This is a genomic window from Reichenbachiella sp. MSK19-1 (assembly GCF_003590315.1).
GTDB classification, from domain to species: Bacteria; Bacteroidota; Bacteroidia; order Cytophagales; family Cyclobacteriaceae; genus Reichenbachiella; species Reichenbachiella agariperforans.
Genome location: NZ_MIER01000015.1, coordinates 571410 through 591958, shown reverse-complemented (window position 1 = coordinate 591958; position 20549 = coordinate 571410). Strand labels below are relative to the sequence as shown.

General features: G+C 44.6%; 14 protein-coding genes. 13 read left to right on the top strand and 1 reads right to left on the bottom strand.

The features are described from left to right. Nucleotides 1-208 precede the first annotated feature (208 nt). From BGP76_RS10515 to BGP76_RS10455, 13 genes are all read left to right on the top strand, one after another. On the top strand, nucleotides 209-3325 hold the full coding sequence (locus tag BGP76_RS10515; RefSeq protein WP_119844625.1) for a TonB-dependent receptor: 3117 nt from the start codon (nucleotides 209-211) through the stop codon (nucleotides 3323-3325). An 11-nt stretch (nucleotides 3326-3336) separates the two neighbouring features. Further along, nucleotides 3337-4977 (top strand): RagB/SusD family nutrient uptake outer membrane protein, encoded by a 1641-nt coding sequence (locus tag BGP76_RS10510; protein WP_073124666.1) that lies wholly within the window; start codon nucleotides 3337-3339, stop codon nucleotides 4975-4977. A 25-nt stretch (nucleotides 4978-5002) separates the two neighbouring features. Beyond that, entirely contained in the window at nucleotides 5003-6271 is a 1269-nt protein-coding gene (locus tag BGP76_RS10505) for a hypothetical protein (protein WP_119844624.1), read from the top strand. Nucleotides 6272-6348: 77 nt separating this feature from the next. Next, nucleotides 6349-7113: a rhamnogalacturonan acetylesterase gene (locus BGP76_RS10500; protein ID WP_073124663.1), complete on the top strand. Its 765-nt coding sequence runs from the start codon at nucleotides 6349-6351 to the stop codon at nucleotides 7111-7113. Beyond that, nucleotides 7113-8477, top strand: a complete 1365-nt coding sequence (locus BGP76_RS10495) for a polysaccharide lyase family 1 protein (RefSeq protein ID WP_119844623.1) — start codon at nucleotides 7113-7115, stop codon at nucleotides 8475-8477. Before BGP76_RS10500 ends, BGP76_RS10495 begins: the two co-directional genes overlap by 1 nt. Further along, on the top strand, nucleotides 8474-9688 hold the full coding sequence (locus BGP76_RS10490; protein WP_119844622.1) for a glycoside hydrolase family 105 protein: 1215 nt from the start codon (nucleotides 8474-8476) through the stop codon (nucleotides 9686-9688). Before BGP76_RS10495 ends, BGP76_RS10490 begins: the two co-directional genes overlap by 4 nt. A gap of 1 nt (nucleotide 9689) precedes the next feature. Then, on the top strand, nucleotides 9690-10670 hold the full coding sequence (locus tag BGP76_RS10485) for a pectinesterase family protein (protein ID WP_119844621.1): 981 nt from the start codon (nucleotides 9690-9692) through the stop codon (nucleotides 10668-10670). Nucleotides 10671-10705: 35 nt separating this feature from the next. Further along, on the top strand, nucleotides 10706-12394 hold the full coding sequence (locus BGP76_RS10480) for a glycoside hydrolase family 28 protein (protein WP_119844978.1): 1689 nt from the start codon (nucleotides 10706-10708) through the stop codon (nucleotides 12392-12394). A gap of 38 nt (nucleotides 12395-12432) precedes the next feature. After that, nucleotides 12433-13902 (top strand): right-handed parallel beta-helix repeat-containing protein, encoded by a 1470-nt coding sequence (locus BGP76_RS10475; protein WP_147407449.1) that lies wholly within the window; start codon nucleotides 12433-12435, stop codon nucleotides 13900-13902. Between the two features lie 6 nt (nucleotides 13903-13908). After that, nucleotides 13909-14877, top strand: coding sequence for an alpha/beta hydrolase (locus BGP76_RS10470; protein WP_255416114.1), 969 nt, complete (start codon nucleotides 13909-13911; stop codon nucleotides 14875-14877). 120 nt (nucleotides 14878-14997) lie between these two features. After that, nucleotides 14998-16257: a DUF4861 family protein gene (locus tag BGP76_RS10465; protein ID WP_119844619.1), complete on the top strand. Its 1260-nt coding sequence runs from the start codon at nucleotides 14998-15000 to the stop codon at nucleotides 16255-16257. A gap of 124 nt (nucleotides 16258-16381) precedes the next feature. Beyond that, on the top strand, nucleotides 16382-17554 hold the full coding sequence (locus tag BGP76_RS10460) for a glycoside hydrolase family 105 protein (protein WP_221409878.1): 1173 nt from the start codon (nucleotides 16382-16384) through the stop codon (nucleotides 17552-17554). Between the two features lie 20 nt (nucleotides 17555-17574). Further along, entirely contained in the window at nucleotides 17575-17982 is a 408-nt protein-coding gene (locus BGP76_RS10455; protein ID WP_119844975.1) for a cupin domain-containing protein, read from the top strand. Between the two features lie 64 nt (nucleotides 17983-18046). Here BGP76_RS10455 and BGP76_RS10450 read toward each other — a convergent pair whose 3' ends face one another. After that, entirely contained in the window at nucleotides 18047-20518 is a 2472-nt protein-coding gene (locus tag BGP76_RS10450) for a glycoside hydrolase family 9 protein (RefSeq protein ID WP_119844618.1), read from the bottom strand. Nucleotides 20519-20549 lie beyond the last annotated feature (31 nt).

Genomic DNA, 20549 nt, shown 5'->3' with positions numbered 1-20549 from the left:
ACGGGTAATGCGTTGATTTATGAGGGTTTTTGAAGAAGCGAGGATGGGAAAGTGTCAAAAGATTATTGCTGATTAAGTGTTAATTTTTGAATAGCCGAATAAATCTTGAATAGTCACTTTTGGGATATCGCTCATTTGCACAAAAGACTAATTACAATGAAGTGAGTGATGGTTTGTTCAATCATTTCTAATATTTAAAAGACTAAGTATGATTAAAGAATTACTATTTGGATCATTCCTGAGACAATTGGGAAGAGTTCAGCTGGGATTAATAGGTTTACTCTTCATGAGTTTCGCCTCGTTTGCCCAGACACAGATAAGTGGTAAGGTGGTAGGTGATTTAGGAGAAGGACTTCCTGGCGCAACCATTTTATCAGAAGGCACATCTGCCGGTACAGTGACTGACTTTGATGGGAACTACAAACTGTCAGTGCCAGAGGGTACGACTAATCTTGTCGTTAGCTACATCGGCTATACTACGAAGACTGTAGGTATCAACGGACGATCTACTATTGACGTTGGACTAGAAGTTGACGCAGAGACGTTGACCGAAGTGGTTATTGTAGGTTATGGTACACAAAAGAAGAAAGATTTAACTGGATCCATCACTGGAGTGGATGCAGAAGAGATCACGGGTAGAGGGGTGACAAATCCTATTCAAGCACTGCAAGGAGCTGTACCTGGTATTCAGGTCACCAATTCTACAGGTAGAGTAGGGGATAGCTTCAGTGTAGTAGTAAGAGGGCAAGGCTCTTTCAATAATGATGATACCTCACCACTTTATGTGGTAGACGGTGTGATCGTAGAAGATATTGATTTCTTGAACCCGCAGGATATCGCAAAACTAGACATCTTAAAAGACGCTTCTTCTGCAGCTATTTATGGTTCTAGAGGAGCTAATGGAGTTGTGATGATCAAAACCAAAGGTGGATCTAGTGTACCGAGCGGCACGACAGTAAGCTATGATGCATTTTATGGATTTAAAAATCCAGCGCGTTTGCCAGAGATGATGAGCTATAGTGATTGGAATGATTATCACTTGTCTGCTTACATGGCCACTACGAGTGGGTATGACGATCTAACACCTGATGAGTATTATGACAAAGTATATCCGACGAGCTCTAACTCAGTATTGAGAGAGCGAGTACAGAATTTGGATGGATTTGATTGGTACGATGCAGTATTGCAGCCTGGTATGCAGTCTAATAACTACGTGTCTATCGCACACAGAAACGGTGGGTCATCTTATACGATCGGTGCAGGTTACCAAAAAGAAACAGGTAACATTGAGAACGAAGGATTAGAGAAGTTTACATTGAGATCCAACATCGATCAAGAGATCAATGACAAGTTTAAAGTAGGAGCAGCCTTTACGGTAGCCAAAACAGAAACACAAAGAGGTAGCCGATATGCGATGCAGGAGGCCTTCCGTTTGAATCCTTTCTTGCATCCGTATGCCATAGATGAGAATGGTGCTGAAACAAGTGAGTTGTTTCCTCTACCAGGTAAGTTGACGGATGTGGATGGCAACTATGTAATCAACAAAACAAGTACATACAATCCACTGTTGGAGATTGCTAACTCTAGTGATCTACAGAGCCAGTGGAACACCATTGGTAACATGTACCTACAGTACAAGCCAGTAGAGTGGCTGATGTTGAAGTCTAGTTTTTCTGGAGGATTGAAATCTTTTAGTAGAGGTAAATATTCTGGGGTTTTGACCAATGATGGTTCAAAAAGCAATGATTTGGCCTCTTCTGAATTAGAGAGCTACCAAAACTTTAATTACACCTGGGACAATCAAGTGAACTTTACTAAAGAGTACGGTAAGCACAATATCAACCTGATGGGATTACAGAGCGTTTATGTGACTCAAACAGATAAATCAAATATGTCTTCGAACAATCAGCCGTTTGAGACAGGGTTTTATAATGTAGGGTCTGGTTTGCAATCAAGCTACAACTTGGGCAACAGCTTTAGCAAGAGTCAATTGCTTTCTTATGCGTTGCGTTTGAACTATGCTTACAATGATAAGTACCTTTTGACTGTGACCAATAGATGGGATGGGGCATCTGTTCTTGCCGAAGGCCATCAGTGGACATCTTTTCCATCTGTAGCTGTAGCTTGGAGATTGAGTAACGAAGCATTTTTGAGTGGTATCTCTGAGATCGATGATTTGAAATTGAGAGTAGGGTATGGTACTGCTGGTAATAACAATGTAGATACTTATTCTTCTGTTAATACTTTGACACAGCAGACATACTATGACTACAATGGTTCTACTGCGAATGGCTGGGTAGCGAATAACATCGCAAACAAAGCCTTGACATGGGAGACTATGACAGAGTTAAATATAGGATTAGATTTTGCGTTGCTACAACGAAGATTAAGAGGTTCTGTTGATGTTTATGATAGACTACATGACGGTATGTTGATGGAGCAAACTTTGCCTTTGGAGACCGGGTACGAAAAAATATGGGCCAATGCAGGTTCCATGCGCAACAAAGGGGTCGAGTTGATGTTGACTACTACCAATGTACAAACAGATTTGATTACTTGGGAAACGACATTTACGTTTACTAAAAACGTGAACACGGTAGAGTCTATCTATGGTCAAAGCAAAAATGATGATGTTGGGAATGAACTTTACATTGGTGAATCTATCAATGCATATTATAACTACAAGTTTGATGGTGTATGGCAAGCAGACGAAGCAGAGTTAGCGGAGCTATATGACCAAGTAGAAGGACAAGCAAAAGTTGTCGATGTAAACAACGATGGTCAAATCGATCCTGATGATGATAGAATGATCCTCGGATCATCTAACCCGGACTGGACGGGTGGATTGACCTCTAGATTAACTGTAGGAGGGTTTGATTTCAACTTCACACTATCTACAGTACAAGGCGTGCTGGCATATAGTAGGTTCCACGAGAACTTTGAAAATGTAGGAGATAGAGGTCGTCAGAAATTGGATATCGATTTTTATGTCCCTGCCAACAATGTAGGCTTGACACCAAGACCTTCTAACACTTACCCACAAGCGCGTAACGAAGGTACTTACTGGAACCAATCAGGTGCAGGCGTAGGCTACTACAAAGACGCCTCGTATGTTAAAGTGAACAACATTTCTTTGGGTTATTCTTTGCCGAGCAGCGTACTGGAAAAACTGAGAGTTCAGCAGTTGAGAGTATATGTCAACGTATTGAATCCATTTACTTTCACAGACTACACTGGGTTTGATCCTGAGTGGGCTACGGCTTCATTTAGCACTGGTGGGGTGAGTAATGTGATCACACAGTTGGGACTTAATTTGAAATTTTAAAATAAGGAAAGATGAAAAATATATTTTCAATAATAACATTGGCATTGATCTTTCTAGTGGGTTGCGAGAGTTTCCTAGAAGAAGAAAACAAGTCTAATGTCACTGCAGAGGAGTTTTACCTCACAGAGGAGGGGTATGAATCATTGATCAATGCGAGTTATTCTTCGATGAGATCACTGTATGGTCAAGATCCATGGATGTTTGCTTCTGGTACGGATTTGTACACAGATGGTAGAAACCAGTCACCAGTAGGGTTGGCAGGCTATACGCAGCTAAATGGTGCTGCTGAAGGAGTAGACTTTATTTACTTGAAAGCTTATGTGGCTGTGCAACGTGCAAACACTGCTCTGCACTATGCTACATTGACTGCACCTACTGATAACTTAGATCAGTATGTCGGTGAAATGAAGTTTATCAGAGCCAATGCTTACTTTTTGTTGGTTCAATCTTATGGAGGTGTAGCTTTGATCACTGAGTTAGTGGACGAAGCTGTCACTGAATTTGATAGAGCAGAGGCTTCTGCGGTGTATGATTTGATCATTCAGGATTTAGAAGAGGCATTGATTACAGTATCTAAAGATGGTTTTGCAGGTCGAGTGACTGAAAGAGCGGTTCAGGATATGTTAGCAAAGGTTCACTTGACTAGAGCCTATGAGGATTTTGCAGCCAGTGATGATTTCTCTAAAGCGGCTTCTTATGCGGATGCAGCGATAGGATCACAAACGTTAAACCTATCGTTCGAAGAACTATGGACACCAGGTAACGAGATGAACGAGGAAGTAATCTTCTCTGTTCAGTTTGACGCAGCGAGTATCAGTACAGCACCTACAGAGTTAGGTAACCAACAGCAAAATTTCTTTGGTTCGTACACAGGAGGAACAGAGGTAGCAGGAGATGCACCTTACAAGTCATACAACTTGTGTCCAACGAGATTCGCCTTGGATCTTTTCGAGCAAGGAGATGAGCGTTGGGAGGCAACTTTCATGACAGAAGTGTACGCGAGATACTTTGATTACTTTGATGTAGCAGATCACTCGACTTTAGATGTAGTTCATTTCTACGCTCCAGCATGGTACACGACTGTGGATAGTACAGCATACGTAAGTGCTTTGTCTACAGATGAGTTGGCGAACTTTAGATATCATAAATATGGAACTTATGATCCAGAAGGTGGAGATATCTCTGGTAACTATGCTACCATCATCGTAAAGAAATTCGATGATCCTACTTCACGATTTGCGTCTGCTGGAAACGATGCTTACACGAGTACAAGAGACGTAGTGGTTTCTAGATTGGCTGAGACTTACTTGGTGGCTGCTGAAGCTTACCTAGGAGCTAACAATGAGCCTACTGCACTAGACAGAATCAACGAAGTGCGCTCAAGAGCAAATGTGGCTGATATGACAGCCCTTGACCTTGACGATATTCTTGACGAGAGAGGTAGAGAGTTGATGGGAGAGTACAAGAGATGGTTTGATCTCAAGAGAACAGGTAAACTCGTAGAGAGAGCATCTGCTCACAACCCTCAGGTAGAGACGACTAACTTTACAGGAAATAATAGTACTCAGAAGATTTTGAGACCTATTCCTCAGTCAGCGTTGGATTTGAACCAAAATCCAGATTATAAGCAAAACCCTGCTTATTCTAAGTAATCTGTATCATCAAAATAGAAGAATTATGTTTAGAAAGATAAATTATTTGTTTGCGATACTATTGACTTTGGTAGTATTCGCATGTAACGAAGACGATGCAGGTAGTGATGCGTCTATCACGATCAGTATCGATCAAAATCCAGTGGATTACGCACCAGTAGATTTGGATGTAGAAGCACAAGCGGGTTTCTCAGGTCATATATCATCTGAGTCGAATCTAGTGAAAGTGACGATTAGTGTTGATTCTGATCAGGGCCGTATCATGATAGACGAAGCGACGAGCTTCGACGGAAATGCACGTTCGTATGATTTCGACGTACAGCCTGATTATGCCTTGGGCATGACTACATTGATCGCTACTGCTGAAAACGAGAGTGGTGATATCGTAGAGGAGTCTCGTAAGATCAATGTCAAAGGTGGCCCTGTTTTGTCTTTGGATGTGACCGAGTTCATCATTGATTTGTCTGTAGAGGCTACAGGTACGTTGACAGGAAACGTAACCTCAGCAAAAGACATCTTATCTCAAGTGGATTACACACTTATTTCAGGTGACGTACGAGGTGATACCAAAACGGTGACTTTGTCAGGAGCAGATAAGTCTTCTTATGACATCTCAGAAGTTTTTACTTTCGAAATGGGAATGACTGCTCTAGAAGTAGCCGTGACGGACGATAGAGGAAATGTAACGACGAACACACTAACGGTATCAGTAGTAGCTTCTCCAGTATTCTTGTACTATGAGTATATTGGTAAAGAGCTACATGGTACAGACAAGAGAAAAACTGCTGGAAATGGAATAGGCATTGCATTAACTGACGGAAAGGTCTATGACATGGCGACTATCACTGCAGATCCTGACGGTATGGGCATTGACTTCATGATCACCAATGCAGACAATACTACGCCAAAAGTTAGATTCTACTCACCATCAAGTCAGAATGGAGATAAATTCAAACTAAGCGAGATTAATGGTGAATTGAACCTGAATACTACCACTTTCTCTGTGTTGGATAGAGGAGACGAAGCATTCTTTGATGCAGCTACCAAAGATGATATCATGGCTATGACCTTGACAGACGAAGGTGCGAGTACAAGAGATACTGATATCAGAGGTTTAGCAGATGGTTCTTCCAATGTCGATATCGTAGGAGGAAGAGTTATTTACTTCGAAACTCAATGGGGAGCACAGTGCCTAGTGAGATTGAGAGAAGTGAAGGAAAACCCAGAAAGTAGCACAATGAAAGGTGACTACTATGTCATGGACTTCAAAGTGGTTTACCAAGACCTCAACTAAAATTTAGAATACATACAACCAGGGTGCTTGTCACCTTGGTTGTATTCTTCTCTCAATTTCATTTTTTGACAACATCAATGTTGAAATATTTTCTGATTTTTCTTCTCACGATATGGATGAGTGGATGTCATCAGCAGGAATCCTACACGCTTCATTTGGTGGGAGACTCGACGATGGCAGACAAAAAGGATCCAGAACTCAATCCAGAACACGGATGGGGGCAAGTGCTGCCGAGTTATTTTGACTCAGCAGTGACAGTGGTCAACCATGCGGTGAATGGTCGTAGTACCAAGAGCTTCATCGAAGAAGGAAAGTGGGACCGTGTGAAAGCACAAATCAAATCCGGAGACTATGTCTTCATTCAATTCGGTCACAACGACCAAAAAAGCAAAGATGCCGAACGCTATACGAACCCGTATACCGGCTACCGCAACAACCTCAAGACCTATGTGACTGAAGCACACGCTTTGGGAGCAAAACCAGTATTATTTAGTTCGATCGTCAGACGAAAATTCAATGAAGAAGGTGTTCTCATCGACACACACGGCGTGTATCCTTATGTGATGAGGCAGCTGGCCATCGAGCTAGACGTGCCATTCGTGGACATGCAGTGGTATTCCGAGCAACTCGTCGCGAGTATGGGAGACCCAAAATCAAAAGAACTATATCTCTGGCTAGAGCCGGGGGAGTCTTCTTACAAGCCAGAGGGCAAACAGGACGATACACATTTCTCCAAATATGGGGCACAACAGATGGCTCAACTGGCCATCAAAGAAATGAAAAATCAGGGCTTTCCCTTTGTGAAATATTTGAAGGCTGAGAACCTAAAAACAAATAATTAATGCTAGACCAAAAGTCTATATTGTCTATTTCATTCAAGCACATTCAAATTTGCCTTGCGGTAGTTTGTACCTTCTTTTCAATAGGATTGCAAGCGCAGACTTTGGCATTCCCGAGTGCGGAGGGCTATGGTCAGTACACGACAGGGGGCAGAGGTGGACAAGTGCTCATTGTGACCAGTTTGGCAGACAGTGGAGCAGGTACTTTGCGTGAGGCCATCGAGACCAAAGGGCCAAGAACGATTGTATTTGCCGTCAGTGGCAACATCGTCTTAGAGTCAGAATTGAAAATCAACAGTGGCAATGTCACCATCGCTGGGCAGACCGCACCAGGAGAAGGCATCTGCTTGCAAAACTATGCTCTCAAGGTCAGCGCATCGAATGTCATCATACGCTACATCCGCGTGCGTATGGGGGATTTGGCTGCTGAGCAGGATGACGCCATCAGTATCACCCGAAAGAAGGACATCATACTCGATCACTGTACATTCAGCTGGGGAACGGATGAGACGGCCACCTTCTATGACAATGAGAACTTTACGTTGCAGTGGTGCATCATCAGCGAGAGTCTCAACAACTCGGTGCATAAAAAAGGTGAGCATGGCTATGGCGGAATCTGGGGAGGGAAAAAAGCTTCCTTTCATCACAACCTATTGGCACATCACAAGAGCCGAAATCCAAGATTCTGTGGGGCGCGCTATCACAAGGTACCCGAAGAAGAAATAGTGGACTTTCGCAACAACGTCATCTACAACTGGAAGGCCAACAGTGCTTATGGTGGCGAAGAGGGTAACCACAACATGATCGGCAACTACTACAAACCTGGTCCAGCTACGCAAGGCAAAAAAGCAAGGATTATCGTAGAACCTTTCGCTCCTTACGGAACATTTTACTTGTCAGGCAACAGGATCTTGGGGCAAGATGATATTACCGCTGACAACAGTTTGGGTGTCAAGGGGGATTTTCCTGTCGAGGGCCTACTCACTGAACCTATCGATGTAGCGGGAGTCACTACGCAGTCTGCGGACGAAGCGTTGGCACTTGTGCTGGCACAGGCAGGGGCGAGCCATAGACGAGATGTCTTGGATCAACGCATCGTGACAGAGGTCTCCGAGGGTACTGCTACGTATGGACAGGAGTCCAATGGGATCATCGATACACAGAGCGATGTAGGCAACTGGCCCGTATTGGTCGGAGGCAAAGCACCAAAAGACAAAGATCAAGACGGTATGAGTGATCGATGGGAAAAGGAGAATGGGCTAGATCCTAAAGATCCAAAGGATCATCAAGCGTACGACTTGGGTAGTGATTATACCAACATCGAGTATTATTTCGAATTTCTATTGGCTAAAAAGACGAACAAATGAGGGTAACCAAAACATACATCTATATTCTATCCGTACTACTGGCGGCTTGTACGACGACTGGTAAAGAGAAGCAGGAAACCGTGACCGAAAGCAATGAGGCTCCCATGTCTGTACGTATGGCGGACTCGGAGATGCAGCGCAATCCTGACCCTCGGTTGTTGGATTTTCGGGAGAAACCCAAATGGGAGTATACCAACGGTTTGGTATGCTCTGCGATGGTACAAGTCTACGAGTCAACAGGCAAGGAGAAATATCTAGACTATGCCAAGTACTTTTTGGACTCGATGATCAACGAAGACGGGAGTATCAAGACCTACAAAAAAAGAGATTTCAATATCGACCGAATCAATCCCGGTAAAGTATTGATGGAGGTGTACAAACTCGATCAAAAACCAAAGTACCTCAAGGCGATCGATACGCTAAGAGATCAAATGAACGGTCACCCGCGTACCTCGGAAGGTGGGTTTTGGCACAAGAAAAGATACCTCTATCAGATGTGGTTGGATGGATTGTACATGGGCTCACCTTTTTTGGCTCAGTACGGTGCGGAGTTTGACGAACCTGCTTTGTTTGACGAAGTGATCCATCAGATCACATTGGTAGACAAGTACACCTATGACCAAGACAAAAAACTCTACTACCACGGATGGGATGAGAGCAGAGAACAAAAATGGTCCAATCCTGAGACGGGCGTTTCTCCACACTTTTGGGGACGAGCGATGGGTTGGTATGCGATGGCTTTGGTAGATGTACTGGATTACATCCCGGCCAATCATCCGAGACGATACGAGGTGATAGACATTCTCAATAAACTCGTAGAGGGTTTGGTGACCTACCAAGATGCGTCAGGGCTGTGGTGGCAGGTGTTGGATCAGGGCGATCGTGAAGGCAACTACCTCGAAACATCATGCACGAGCATGTTTGCCTACGCACTACTAAAGGCTGTCAAATATGAATACATCGATCAAGCGTATTTGGCGAATGCCAAAAAGGCCTACGAAGGGATGCTCAACGGCTATGTGGTAGAAAACGCTGATGGGACAGTCAGTCTGACCAAAGTATGTGGTGTAGCAGGATTGGGTGGAGATCCTTATAGAGATGCCTCTTTCGAGTACTATGTGGGCGAAGAGATTCGAGACAACGACCCGAAAGGCATAGGGCCATTCATCATGGCAGCCTTGTTATACGAAAACCTCAATACAGAACTGTAACATGCGATTGCCTCTTATCATAGCGTTGTTTTGGATTGGTAGCACCTTGGGAGCGAGTGCGCAGGCGGATCAGTATGATTTCGTCGTGGCGCTGGATGGCTCGGGGGATTACACGACCGTACAAGCTGCACTGGATGCCGTGCCGGATATCCGAAAAGCAGAGACACGTATTTTGATTAAAAAAGGGGTGTACAAAGAGAAGTTGGTCTTGGCAGGTTCTAAGACCAACGTCACACTCATCGGTGAGTCTGTGAAAGAGACGGTGTTGACCTACGACGATTTTGCGGACAATCTCAACCGATTCGGAGAACGCATCGGTACGTCAGGGTCATCTAGTTTTTATGTTTATGGCGATGGTTTCAGAGCGGAGAATCTCACGTTTGAGAATTCGTCTGGACCCGTAGGGCAGGCAGTGGCAGTACGGGTCGATGGAGACCGAGTGGCATTTGTGGGCTGTAGGTTCTTGGGCTACCAAGATACGCTCTACCCACACGGAAAAAAATCGAGGCAGTACTACAAGAACTGCTACATCGAAGGGACAACAGATTACATATTCGGTTGGTCTACAGCAGTTTTCGAGCAATGTGAGATATACTCGAAGACGGGAGGGAGATACATTACAGCGGCGAGTACAGTAGAATCCTCTGCGTATGGTTTTGTCTTCCTCAACTGTAGATTATCAGGAGATGCACCCAAGGGATCGGTCTATTTGGGACGGCCTTGGAGGGATTATGCACAGACGGTATATATCGGATGTACGATGGACGAGCACATTGCACCAGAGGGATGGCACAATTGGGACAAGCCCAATGCGGAATCAACCGCATACTATGCCGAGTACGAGTCTAGAGGATCAGGAGCAGCGTCCGATGAGCGTGTCGCTTGGTCACATCAGCTGAGTCCGTCGGAGGTGCAGAAGTATGATGTAGTGACAGTCCTCGGTGGGTGGAATCCCAACGAACAAACAACAGTAGAGCCTTAAGAAAGAGATTTAATACAGTGAATATGAAAATAGACATGAAAAGAATTGTAGGGGTAGTATTGATAGCCGCACTCGGTATGCAGGCGTGCCAGCCCAATGCTACGGTAGCGGTAGAGACGGTCGACGAGACGGCGTTTTTGTATGACGGCCTAGAGTTTGATATGCCCAAAGTGGAAGAACCTTCGTTTCCAGACTACACGGTGAGTATAGAGGAGTATGGTGCGGTAGGAGACGGTCTGACCGAAAATTCGGAAGCTATCAACCAAGCGATCTTAGAGGTGTCTCAAAATGGCGGAGGAAAAGTAGTCATCCCTAAAGGAATTTGGCTCACCGGTCCGATCAAGTTACAGAGCAATGTGAACTTGAATACCGAAGACGGTGCTTTGGTACTTTTTAGTACTGATTTTGATCTATACCCGATCGTCGCGACGAGTTTCGAAGGGTTAGAGACGTTTAGATGTATATCCCCCATCAACGGTAAAAACTTGACCAATGTGGCGATCACAGGAGGGGGAGTGTTTGATGGATCAGGGGATTCATGGAGACCCGTGAAGCGTAGCAAACTTACCGAGGCGCAGTGGAGGAAATTTGTCAAATCTGGAGGTGTCACTAGTGATGACGAGCAAACATGGTATCCGAGTGAAAAATCTAAGAAAGGAGATACAGCGGGCAATTTTAACGTGCCTGATCTCAATTCATTAGCTGAGTTCGAAGAGGTGAAAGACTTCTTGCGCCCCGTGATGGTCAACATCATAAGTAGCAATATAGTACTGTTTGATGGGCCTACTTTCCAAAATTCTCCCGCATGGAACCTACACCCTATCATGTGTGAGAATGTGATTCTGCGTAACCTGACGATTCGCAATCCATGGTATTCACAAAATGGTGATGGTCTGGATCTGGAGTCTTGCAAAAACGTCCTGATTTACAACAATAGCTTTGATGTTGGAGACGATGCGATCTGTTTCAAGTCAGGCAAGGACGAAGATGGGCTGAAAAGAAATATTCCTACTGAGAATGTCATCGTGAGGGACAACATTGTCTACCACGGTCATGGTGGATTCGTCGTAGGGAGTGAGATGTCTGGTGGAGTCAAAAATGTTCACGTGTCGCATTGTACATTCATAGGTACGGACTGTGGGTTGCGCTTCAAGAGTACGAGAGGTAGAGGTGGAGTGGTAGAGCAGATTTACATCTCTGAGATCAATATGGTAGATATAGGAGCGGAGGCAATTCGTTTCAACTTGTTTTATGGAGGAGAATCTCCAGTGGCGTCTGATGGATCAGTGGGCAAAGACATGGCCAAGGCCGAAGAAGTAGCGGTGACGCGTACCACTCCGTCGTTTAGAGATATCTACATCAAGAACGTGACCTCTACAGGTTCTGGCGTAGCAGCGTTTTTTCAAGGGTTGCCTGAGATGAAACTCAAAAACATCCAGTTGGAAAATGTGATGCTGGAAGGAGAAAGAGGAATAACGATGATTGATGCGGATGATATCGTTTTCACGAATGTGACGATCAAACAGCAAAAGGGAGCTGGGTTGACGACTTTCAATACGTCTGGATTACAGATGACAGGCTTAGAAGTAAGAGAGCTGGAAGGTCCTTCGATCAATATCTATGGAGAGGAAACTAAGAATTTTGTCTTAGCGAACTCGCATATTGACAAAGCGGAAGTGAATATCGGTTCGGAAGTAGATTTAAAATCTGTCGAATTAAATTAATTAGTACATTGAGAGGAGAACGTAGCGTGAAGAAAAGGGTGTTATATATACTAGGAGTTTTTTTTGTATCCATGTTGTCATGTAGTGAAGACGAAGGTTCAGATACTGGTGATGGAGACGGGGTAGTAGAAGCGATCTATGTGGAGGAAGTGGTCTTGAGTGCGGAGGATTTGACTACTGATTTGGTTAGGGAGATTGCTGTGACGATCCTGCCAGAGGATGCGGATGACCAAAGTTTGACTTGGTCTGTCTCTGATACTCAGGTAGCGGAAGTCTCTTCACAAGGAGTCTTGACTGCCAAGCAGAATGGTCAAGTGATCGTAACCGCTGTGGCAGCAGATCAAGGTACAGTAGAAGGGAAGGTTACGCTTAATATCACGAGTGTCGCAGCAGAGATGGGCAATACCATCAATGTATCGACGCAGGCTGAGTTGGAAGCAGCATTTGATGCAGTGGAGCCAGGAGGTATGATTCTATTGGCTGGGGGGACTTATGATATGTCGTCTCGTATCAGAATCAAGGACTCTGGTACGGAAGAAAAAATGATCATTGTAAAGGCTGATCCAGAAGCTACTGAACGACCAGTATTGGACTACTCTCAGATGAGCGAAGGCTCGTCCAACCAAGGGATTTTGTTGGAAGGAGACTACTGGCACTTCAAGGGCTTTGATATCAAAGGGGCTGGAGACAACGGGATGCAAGTCAAAGGCAGCAAAAATATCATAGAGTTTTGTGCTTTCTATGAAAATTCTGACACGGGGTTACAGCTCGATGGTGGTGCGTCGGATAACTTGATTCTCAACTGTGATTCGTACTTCAATGCGGACTCTAGTTTGGAGAATGCAGATGGTTTTGCAGCCAAACTGACCGTAGGTTCTGGAAACAAGTTCGTAGGCTGTCGTGCGTGGCAAAATTTAGATGATGGCTGGGATGGTTACCTCAGAGACAATGACAATGTGAAGACGACTTACGAAAACTGCTGGGCTTTCAAAAACGGCTTTCTAAAAGATGGCACAGAAGGAGCAGGAGACGGCAATGGCTTCAAAACGGGTGGTAGTGATGGCAAAGACTTGAAGCACCATGCGGTCTATAGCAACTGTATCGCTGTAGGTAATACACACGATGGGTTTGATCATAATAGCAATCGCGGAGCAGTCATTATCTACAATGCAGGTGCTTATGACAATGGAACCAACTACAATTTTAGCTCAACCAATAGTCTTGCGAGTCTGACGATTAAGAACAGTGTAGTAGTCGGTAGCGTGGGGAGTATCAGTGCAGCTAGTAAGGATATCTCACACAACAGTTGGGATACCAGTGTAGCCAGTGCGGACGATTATGAGAGTCTAGACATAGATTGGTTGTCTAGTGAGAGGCAAGCAGATGGCAGTTTGCCTGATGTAGCTTTTATGAAATTGAAATCAACAAGTGCGCTGATCGATGCAGGTACAGATGTTAGTCTGCCATTTAATGGTACTGCACCAGATTTAGGGCCTTTCGAAAACTAGTAGATAGTGCAATTCATTAATTTTAGTAAATGTGTTAGTCCTGCTGTATTGATTACGGTGGGACTTTTACTTTTGGGGGTATTGACGACATGGGGTCAGGGTTATCCTAGAGATACATCTTACACTGTCAATAGTGCCTATACCAAGTACAAAAAGAAGTTCCCTCAGATCGAAATTGCCAAGACACTTTCTTCTGTTCGAATGGAGGAAGGAGTCGTCTATCGGTCGATTGGGGCACGTGATTTAGCACTAGATATTTTCTATCCCAAAGATACTGTTGCCAAGCACCCGTTGGTCGTGATGGTACATGGTGGAGGTTGGGTATCTGGTACACGCGATCACCTGCATCCTTTAGCTAGTCGTTTGGCTGGTGCGGGTTTTGTGGCAGCTACGGTTTCGTACCGTCTGTCTCCCGAGGCGGTTTATCCAGCAGCAGTTCATGATATTAAATTTGCGATTCGCTGGCTCAAAATGCAGTCCAACACGTATGCAATCGATAGTTCGCAGGTTGCGATTTTGGGATGTTCGGCTGGGGGGCAATTGGCAGCATTGGTAGGCTTGACTGCTATGGACAGTCTATATGAGTCTGTGAATGACTGTCCAGCGAGTGATAAGGTGCAGGCGATGATAGATATGGATGGTGTACTGGCGTTTCACCATCCAGAGTCAGCTGAGGGTCGAGTGGCAGGACTATGGCTAGGAGGTAGTTATGAAGAAGTTCCAGCGATTTGGGAAGAGGCATCTGCACTTAATCATGCCTCTGCAGAAGATCCACCTTGTTTGTTTATCAATAGTTCTAAGCCACGCTTTCATGCAGGACAAGACGACCTGATTGCACAGTTGTCTGCTTTCGATATTTATACCGAAGTACATCAGATTGCAGATACCCCACATACGTTTTGGTTGTTTGATCCATGGCTAGACCCTACCACGGATTGGATTGTAGATTTTTTGTATCAAATGTTCGAAAAGTAGACTGTACCACAGCAGCTGCAAGTCAAATGTTAATTATTGAATATCGATACGGCGTGTAGCAAGTTAGTTTTACAGGATGTAGAAACATAAGTCCCGCTAAGGGATGATAAGAATTAAAGCATGAATAGGAGAGAAAAATCAGTTTGGAGTCAGATGTTAGTGTTGGCTTGTGGAGTAGCTATCGTATATGGCTGTGCTTCTAAAGGAGCGACGAATGAGGAGGCAAATACCTTAGTATTGACTAACCCACTGGACGTATCTAGAGAAGAGGTGGTCACCTTGACACTATCAATAGATCAACAGGCTAAAATGGCAAAGATGAAACCAGGGATGTATCAGACGGCTGATACATGGGTAGAGGCTTTGGATCAGGATGAGAATGGCACGGTGGATCAACTAGCCGTTCGTGCTCAATTAGCACCTAAACAGACTGTTTCGATTGATCTGAACAAGGATTTGATATCAGGTACTGATCTGCCCAAAAAAACACAAGCAGAACTATCTATCGGAACGGGAGGTACATGGAACGGTAGAAAATACGATGACAAAACTGGTTTTGAACGTGTGCAACAATTGAGAGTACCTGATGCACATACGGATCATTCCTATTTTATTCGCTATGAAGGGCCAGGGTGGGAAAATGAGCAGCTAGGCTATCGCTTTTATCTAGACTGGCGAAATGCCATCGATATCTTCGGGAAAAAAGTCGACACCTTGGTTTTGCAAACCGTCGGTCAAGATGGATTTGACTCCTATCACGAGCCATCACCATGGGGTATGGATATACTCAAAGCGGGAAAGTCACTCGGCGTAGGTTCTATTGGGCAGTACATAGGTGGTGCCGTGGAGCATTTCAAACAGACTGATTCGGTGATGTGTGAGATTACGACTGACGGGTACCTAGGGTCGCAGATAGATACGAGGTATTATGGATGGACGACTTCTGCATCGACTACTGATCTCTCTTCGACGTTGCGTATAGAGACGGGTGACCGAGCCGTAGAGCACCAGATACAGTTGAGTAAGGCGGTAGAAGGGTTTTGTACGGGGCTCGTGAAGCATCCTAAAGCAGAGAAAATGGAATCACTCGTAGGTACAAACGGCTGGGCATACATCGCTACCTATGGAGAGCAAAGTCTGGCTGGGGACAATCTAGGCCTAGCAATCATCTATCATGTCAAGGACGTGGATTATGTCAAAGTATCGGACTATGATCATTTGGTGGTATTCAAACCAACGACTAAGAAATTTAGCTACTATCTCTTGGGCGCATGGGAGCAAGAGCAAAATGGTATCAAAACCAAAGAGGCATTTAGTACATATCTCAAAGAGAAAATTGAAAGGTTGAAAGAACCTGTGACTGCTCAACTGGCTTTTTAAGTTCAGAACTGAAACCGTACAGGTGTTGACTAGAAAGAAATCCAATGTTTGTTGGAGTTTGTAAAGTGGGGTCTCTGTTCGTAGAATGGAGACCTTTTTTAATCCGGGATTAAGTTAAAAAGTGATGATGAAAGCTATAATGGTATTAGTACTGTGTGGAGTTATTGTGCCAGTGTTTGGGCAGAGGACCCAATGGGGCGTTGATTTCAGTGATGCCATCATTAGCCGTTATCAGCCCAATATCAATGCCATGACGGGCAAAGACTGGGATCATGCCAATAGCATCATTCTGCATGGCATGGAGAAGATTTATGCACACACGGGAGATAAGACCTATGTCCAATACATCCAGTCTTTTGTTGATGATTTTGTTTCGAATGAAGGAGAGGTACGAGGACTGAAGACTGAGTTGGACGGGATACATCCGGGAGTGTTGTGCCTGTTTCTGTACCAAGAGACGGGAGAGGAGCGATACCAAGTCGCAGCTCAACAGATGAGAGATTTTTTGATCGGTACGGTTGATCATCCTTCTGTTTTTCAGAAAACACCTGATGGAGGGTATTGGCATAAAAATAACGATCACTACGAGCAGGTAATGACAGTGGATGGAGCATACATGTCCAATCCTTTCTTAGTTAAGTATGGTCAGATGTTTGATGACTCAGAGAGTTTGGATGTAGCCACATTTCAAACGCTACTGATTGCGTCTCGTTCTTTCAATATCGAGAGTCATTTGCCGTATCATGGGTGGAATTATGCCAAAAACAAATCTTGGTCAAACGCTATTACCGGGACGTCCACTGAGGTGTGGAGTAGGAGTGTAGGGTGGTTTTCTATGGCGCTAGTAGATATCTTGGATGATTTGCCAGCTACACATTCCGATTACCAAAACATACTGTACTTGTTTCAGCAGCTGTCTGTTGGGATCAAGGAGACCCAAAACCAGCAAGGTCTCTGGTATCAGATGGTCAATCACCCATCTGCATTCGGTAATTATATTGAGACCAGTGGATCAGGTATGGTTATTTATGCACTGAAAAAAGGAATGGATAAAGGGTGGTTAGACACCTCATATGAAGGAGTTGTAAACCAAGCATGGAATAGCATGCAGACATATATTTCAACTAATCCAGATGGACTACCTCAAATCAATTCTTTTAACCCAGGTATGGGGATCAAAGACAATTTGGATGAGTATATCAAAGTTAGGCCAGTGTCTTGTACATCTGAATCGGAAAAGCAACACCCTCATGGGTACTGTGCCATATTGATGGCAGCATCAGTTATGGAATTTTAATCTTGAATGAGACTTTAGATATGAAAAGGAAATTAGCATTAACAGTATTGAGTATGGGGATGATATTTTATGCTCATGCTCAAGAGTATACTATGGACAACTGTGTCAATACGTTGGATACAACACGATCTGTAGAGACCAAAAGTGGATACCAGTATTGGTTTGCAGACAAGAGTTTTGCCGAAGGCAACACGTTAAAATTAAGTGTAGTTGAGCCGGGTATGTCTACACATGCACCTCATCAGCATTCGGAAGATGAGTTTTTTTACGTGCTGGAAGGAACGGCTGAGTTCTTTCTTGACGGAGAAACACGAATCGTAGGCTCGCATACGAGTCTATATTGTCCATCACAGTCCATGCATGGTATTAAAAATGCAGGCACAGGTCTGCTTAAATATCTCGTTATCAAAAAGTACGAGTTAGAATGACAAAGGCTCATCCCGTATCGATTTGGGTAAAAGTAAACTTAGGGAGCTATCATGCTTTAGTCGTTTAGTTTTTAAGAATGTCCTGTACAGCCAACACCAAAAACATATAGTCTGTTGATCCTCCTCCCATGACATACTCGGTCTGCTGCCAGAAAAATGGCCATACTTTCAGTTCTGGTAGATCCGGTCGGATTAGTGCCGTACCCGAGGCTACTCCTCCAGGGATAAAGGACCAATCCGCACGATTCACTCCATACGCTACAGTGACCGATTTTGATCCTACCCCAGAGGCAAACGAAGAAGTATTGATCCCTGGGTGTACCCCGAGTACAAAGTTGAGGGAGTTGAGTGTAAAGTCAGGAGTACAGATCTCTGGCCAACCCTTGTAAAAGAAGTATTGCTCGACACCAAAGCGCTGGATGGACCAACCAGCTCCCCAGATGTTAGGGGTGTAGGGGACGCCGTAGGGCGAGTCTGCTTTTTGTGCTGTTTTCAATTGATTATGATAGGTTTGGACCGCACCATCTATTGCTTTTCTAAATTTTCGGTCATTTGCCTGATCCATGACACGGCCTATAGCCCAGCCGCATTTCTCGATATTTTTTACTATTTGAGGTTGCAGTGTAAGTAATTCGTCGATGTATTTTCTCTTTCCAGTGCTCAGTATCAATTCCGAGAGGGCAATACTTTTGGCAGTAGCGAGAGAGGTGTCATCTGGGATCAAGTCATACAATGCCTCCGCTGCGACCAGAGATTCTGTAGCTAGGTCATCGTTATAGCCTGCGAGTACTCTACTGGCAGCCGCCAAGCCACTAATGACATGGAGTTCTCGTCTAGGGTTCTCCTCGGTAAACACCCAGCGATCATCTGACAAAGAAGAGTTACGTGCTGTTCGATCTCCTTTGGCGAGTGCTGGATCATAAAATAAATTGTCTGTCATTGCACTGGCATCTCCGAGCATCACATACTGACGGAGTGTAGGACAGATGATCCCACGATAGAGTCTGCCGAGTGACCGATATCCTGCTAATACGCTATGGAGTCCATGTTCTATTTGTTGCAAGGCATCTGATTTGCCATCAGGCTGGTGGATTTCGACCAGTTGATTGTAGGGGTCAACCATGGTAGCATCATAGTTGATACCAAATTCCTCGATCATCCAAGCGAGGTTACGGATCGTGCCGATTTGAGACTCTACGCGCAGGTCATAGTCACCTGCATCGTGCCATCCGCCTTGGTTGAGTGCAGGTACGATCTCTCCTGATTTATACTCTGTGAGTGTGGAAGTTTCCTGAATATAACCATCGAAATGATTGGTGTTAACGGGGGCCATGCGTGCATCGTCTAGGTGACAGTAGTCGTGCCATACCCGATATTTTTCGTTGACCCGCATGTGGCACATTTGTACGGGTAGGTAGTATTCCAGTACAGGTTGCCAGATATTGCGGTCATAGAGTTCTTTGCTGATTTGGAAAGCATGGGTTTCTTGCGCTCCGAATTGTACCGTGTACAAACCAGCTTCCTTTATCTCCGAAAAATCAAAAATACGATATTGGTAGCGAAGAAATTCTCCCCAGTTTTCAGGATTAACCTCTTTGACAAGTGATTTACCTTCCTGACCTATTCGGTAGAGTCGTGCTGTTTGCGGCGCAGTGCTTCTTTTGTCCAGTTCGATCACTGCTCTTTTTTCCTGATCAGGGTGATAGCCCAGCTGAGATACTTGGATGACTGGCTGATACACCCAGTCCTCTACAGTATTGGGAGTGATGATCCATACGATGGCATTTTGAGTAGTGCCTGAGGGTACGGCTTCATTGATGATGAACCAGCCGTTGTTGTGGTTGGAGCGTCCGTCACGTAGTTGTAGTATTCCACTCTGGGACTGAAAGCGAATGCGCTGTAGATCGCTTTCTGGTGCGACGGTCAGGCGCTGTCCTTTGGCCATGGGGAGTGAAATGTTGGTATCGTTTTGCTCGATGATTGGGCCATTGGGTTGAATGGGAAACTGTCCCGTTTGTTGATCCATGAGCCAAGATTTGCCAAATAAATCACCAGGAAAAAGTTCGAAATTGAAGTGGACTTTTCCGATCCACTCTTCGGGGAGCGCCTCGTCCAGATGAACAGCCACTTGAAAGCTATTGCCTTCCAATGCCTTTACTTCCACCTCATAGGCAAATGTGAGGTCTGGGTAGAGAATCGGATTGAACCCTGTTCGGTTTTTGGACGAATCTGGATACCAAAGTCGCTGTGTAATGCGCTGATTGTCTTCGTCAATTTTTATATGCCCTCCCTTGGGTACTGGTGACCATTGTCCGGGAGATGCTTCCAATCTAAGGTCACCGTTGGCAGCCACTCGATTACCATGTTGGATAATAGTCACACCTGTTTGGTGTCCATCAGGATAGATATCGCTAAATACTGTGATATTCAATCCCGGTTTTTCAAAATACCCCTGCTCGTTTATTTTTAGTCCTTGAGCAATAGTGCGAAGTGAAAAAAGTATACACAAGATGACCAAATAGGCTGTTCTGTTCATAATCACGGTTTAGAATAGTATAAGTCTTTGC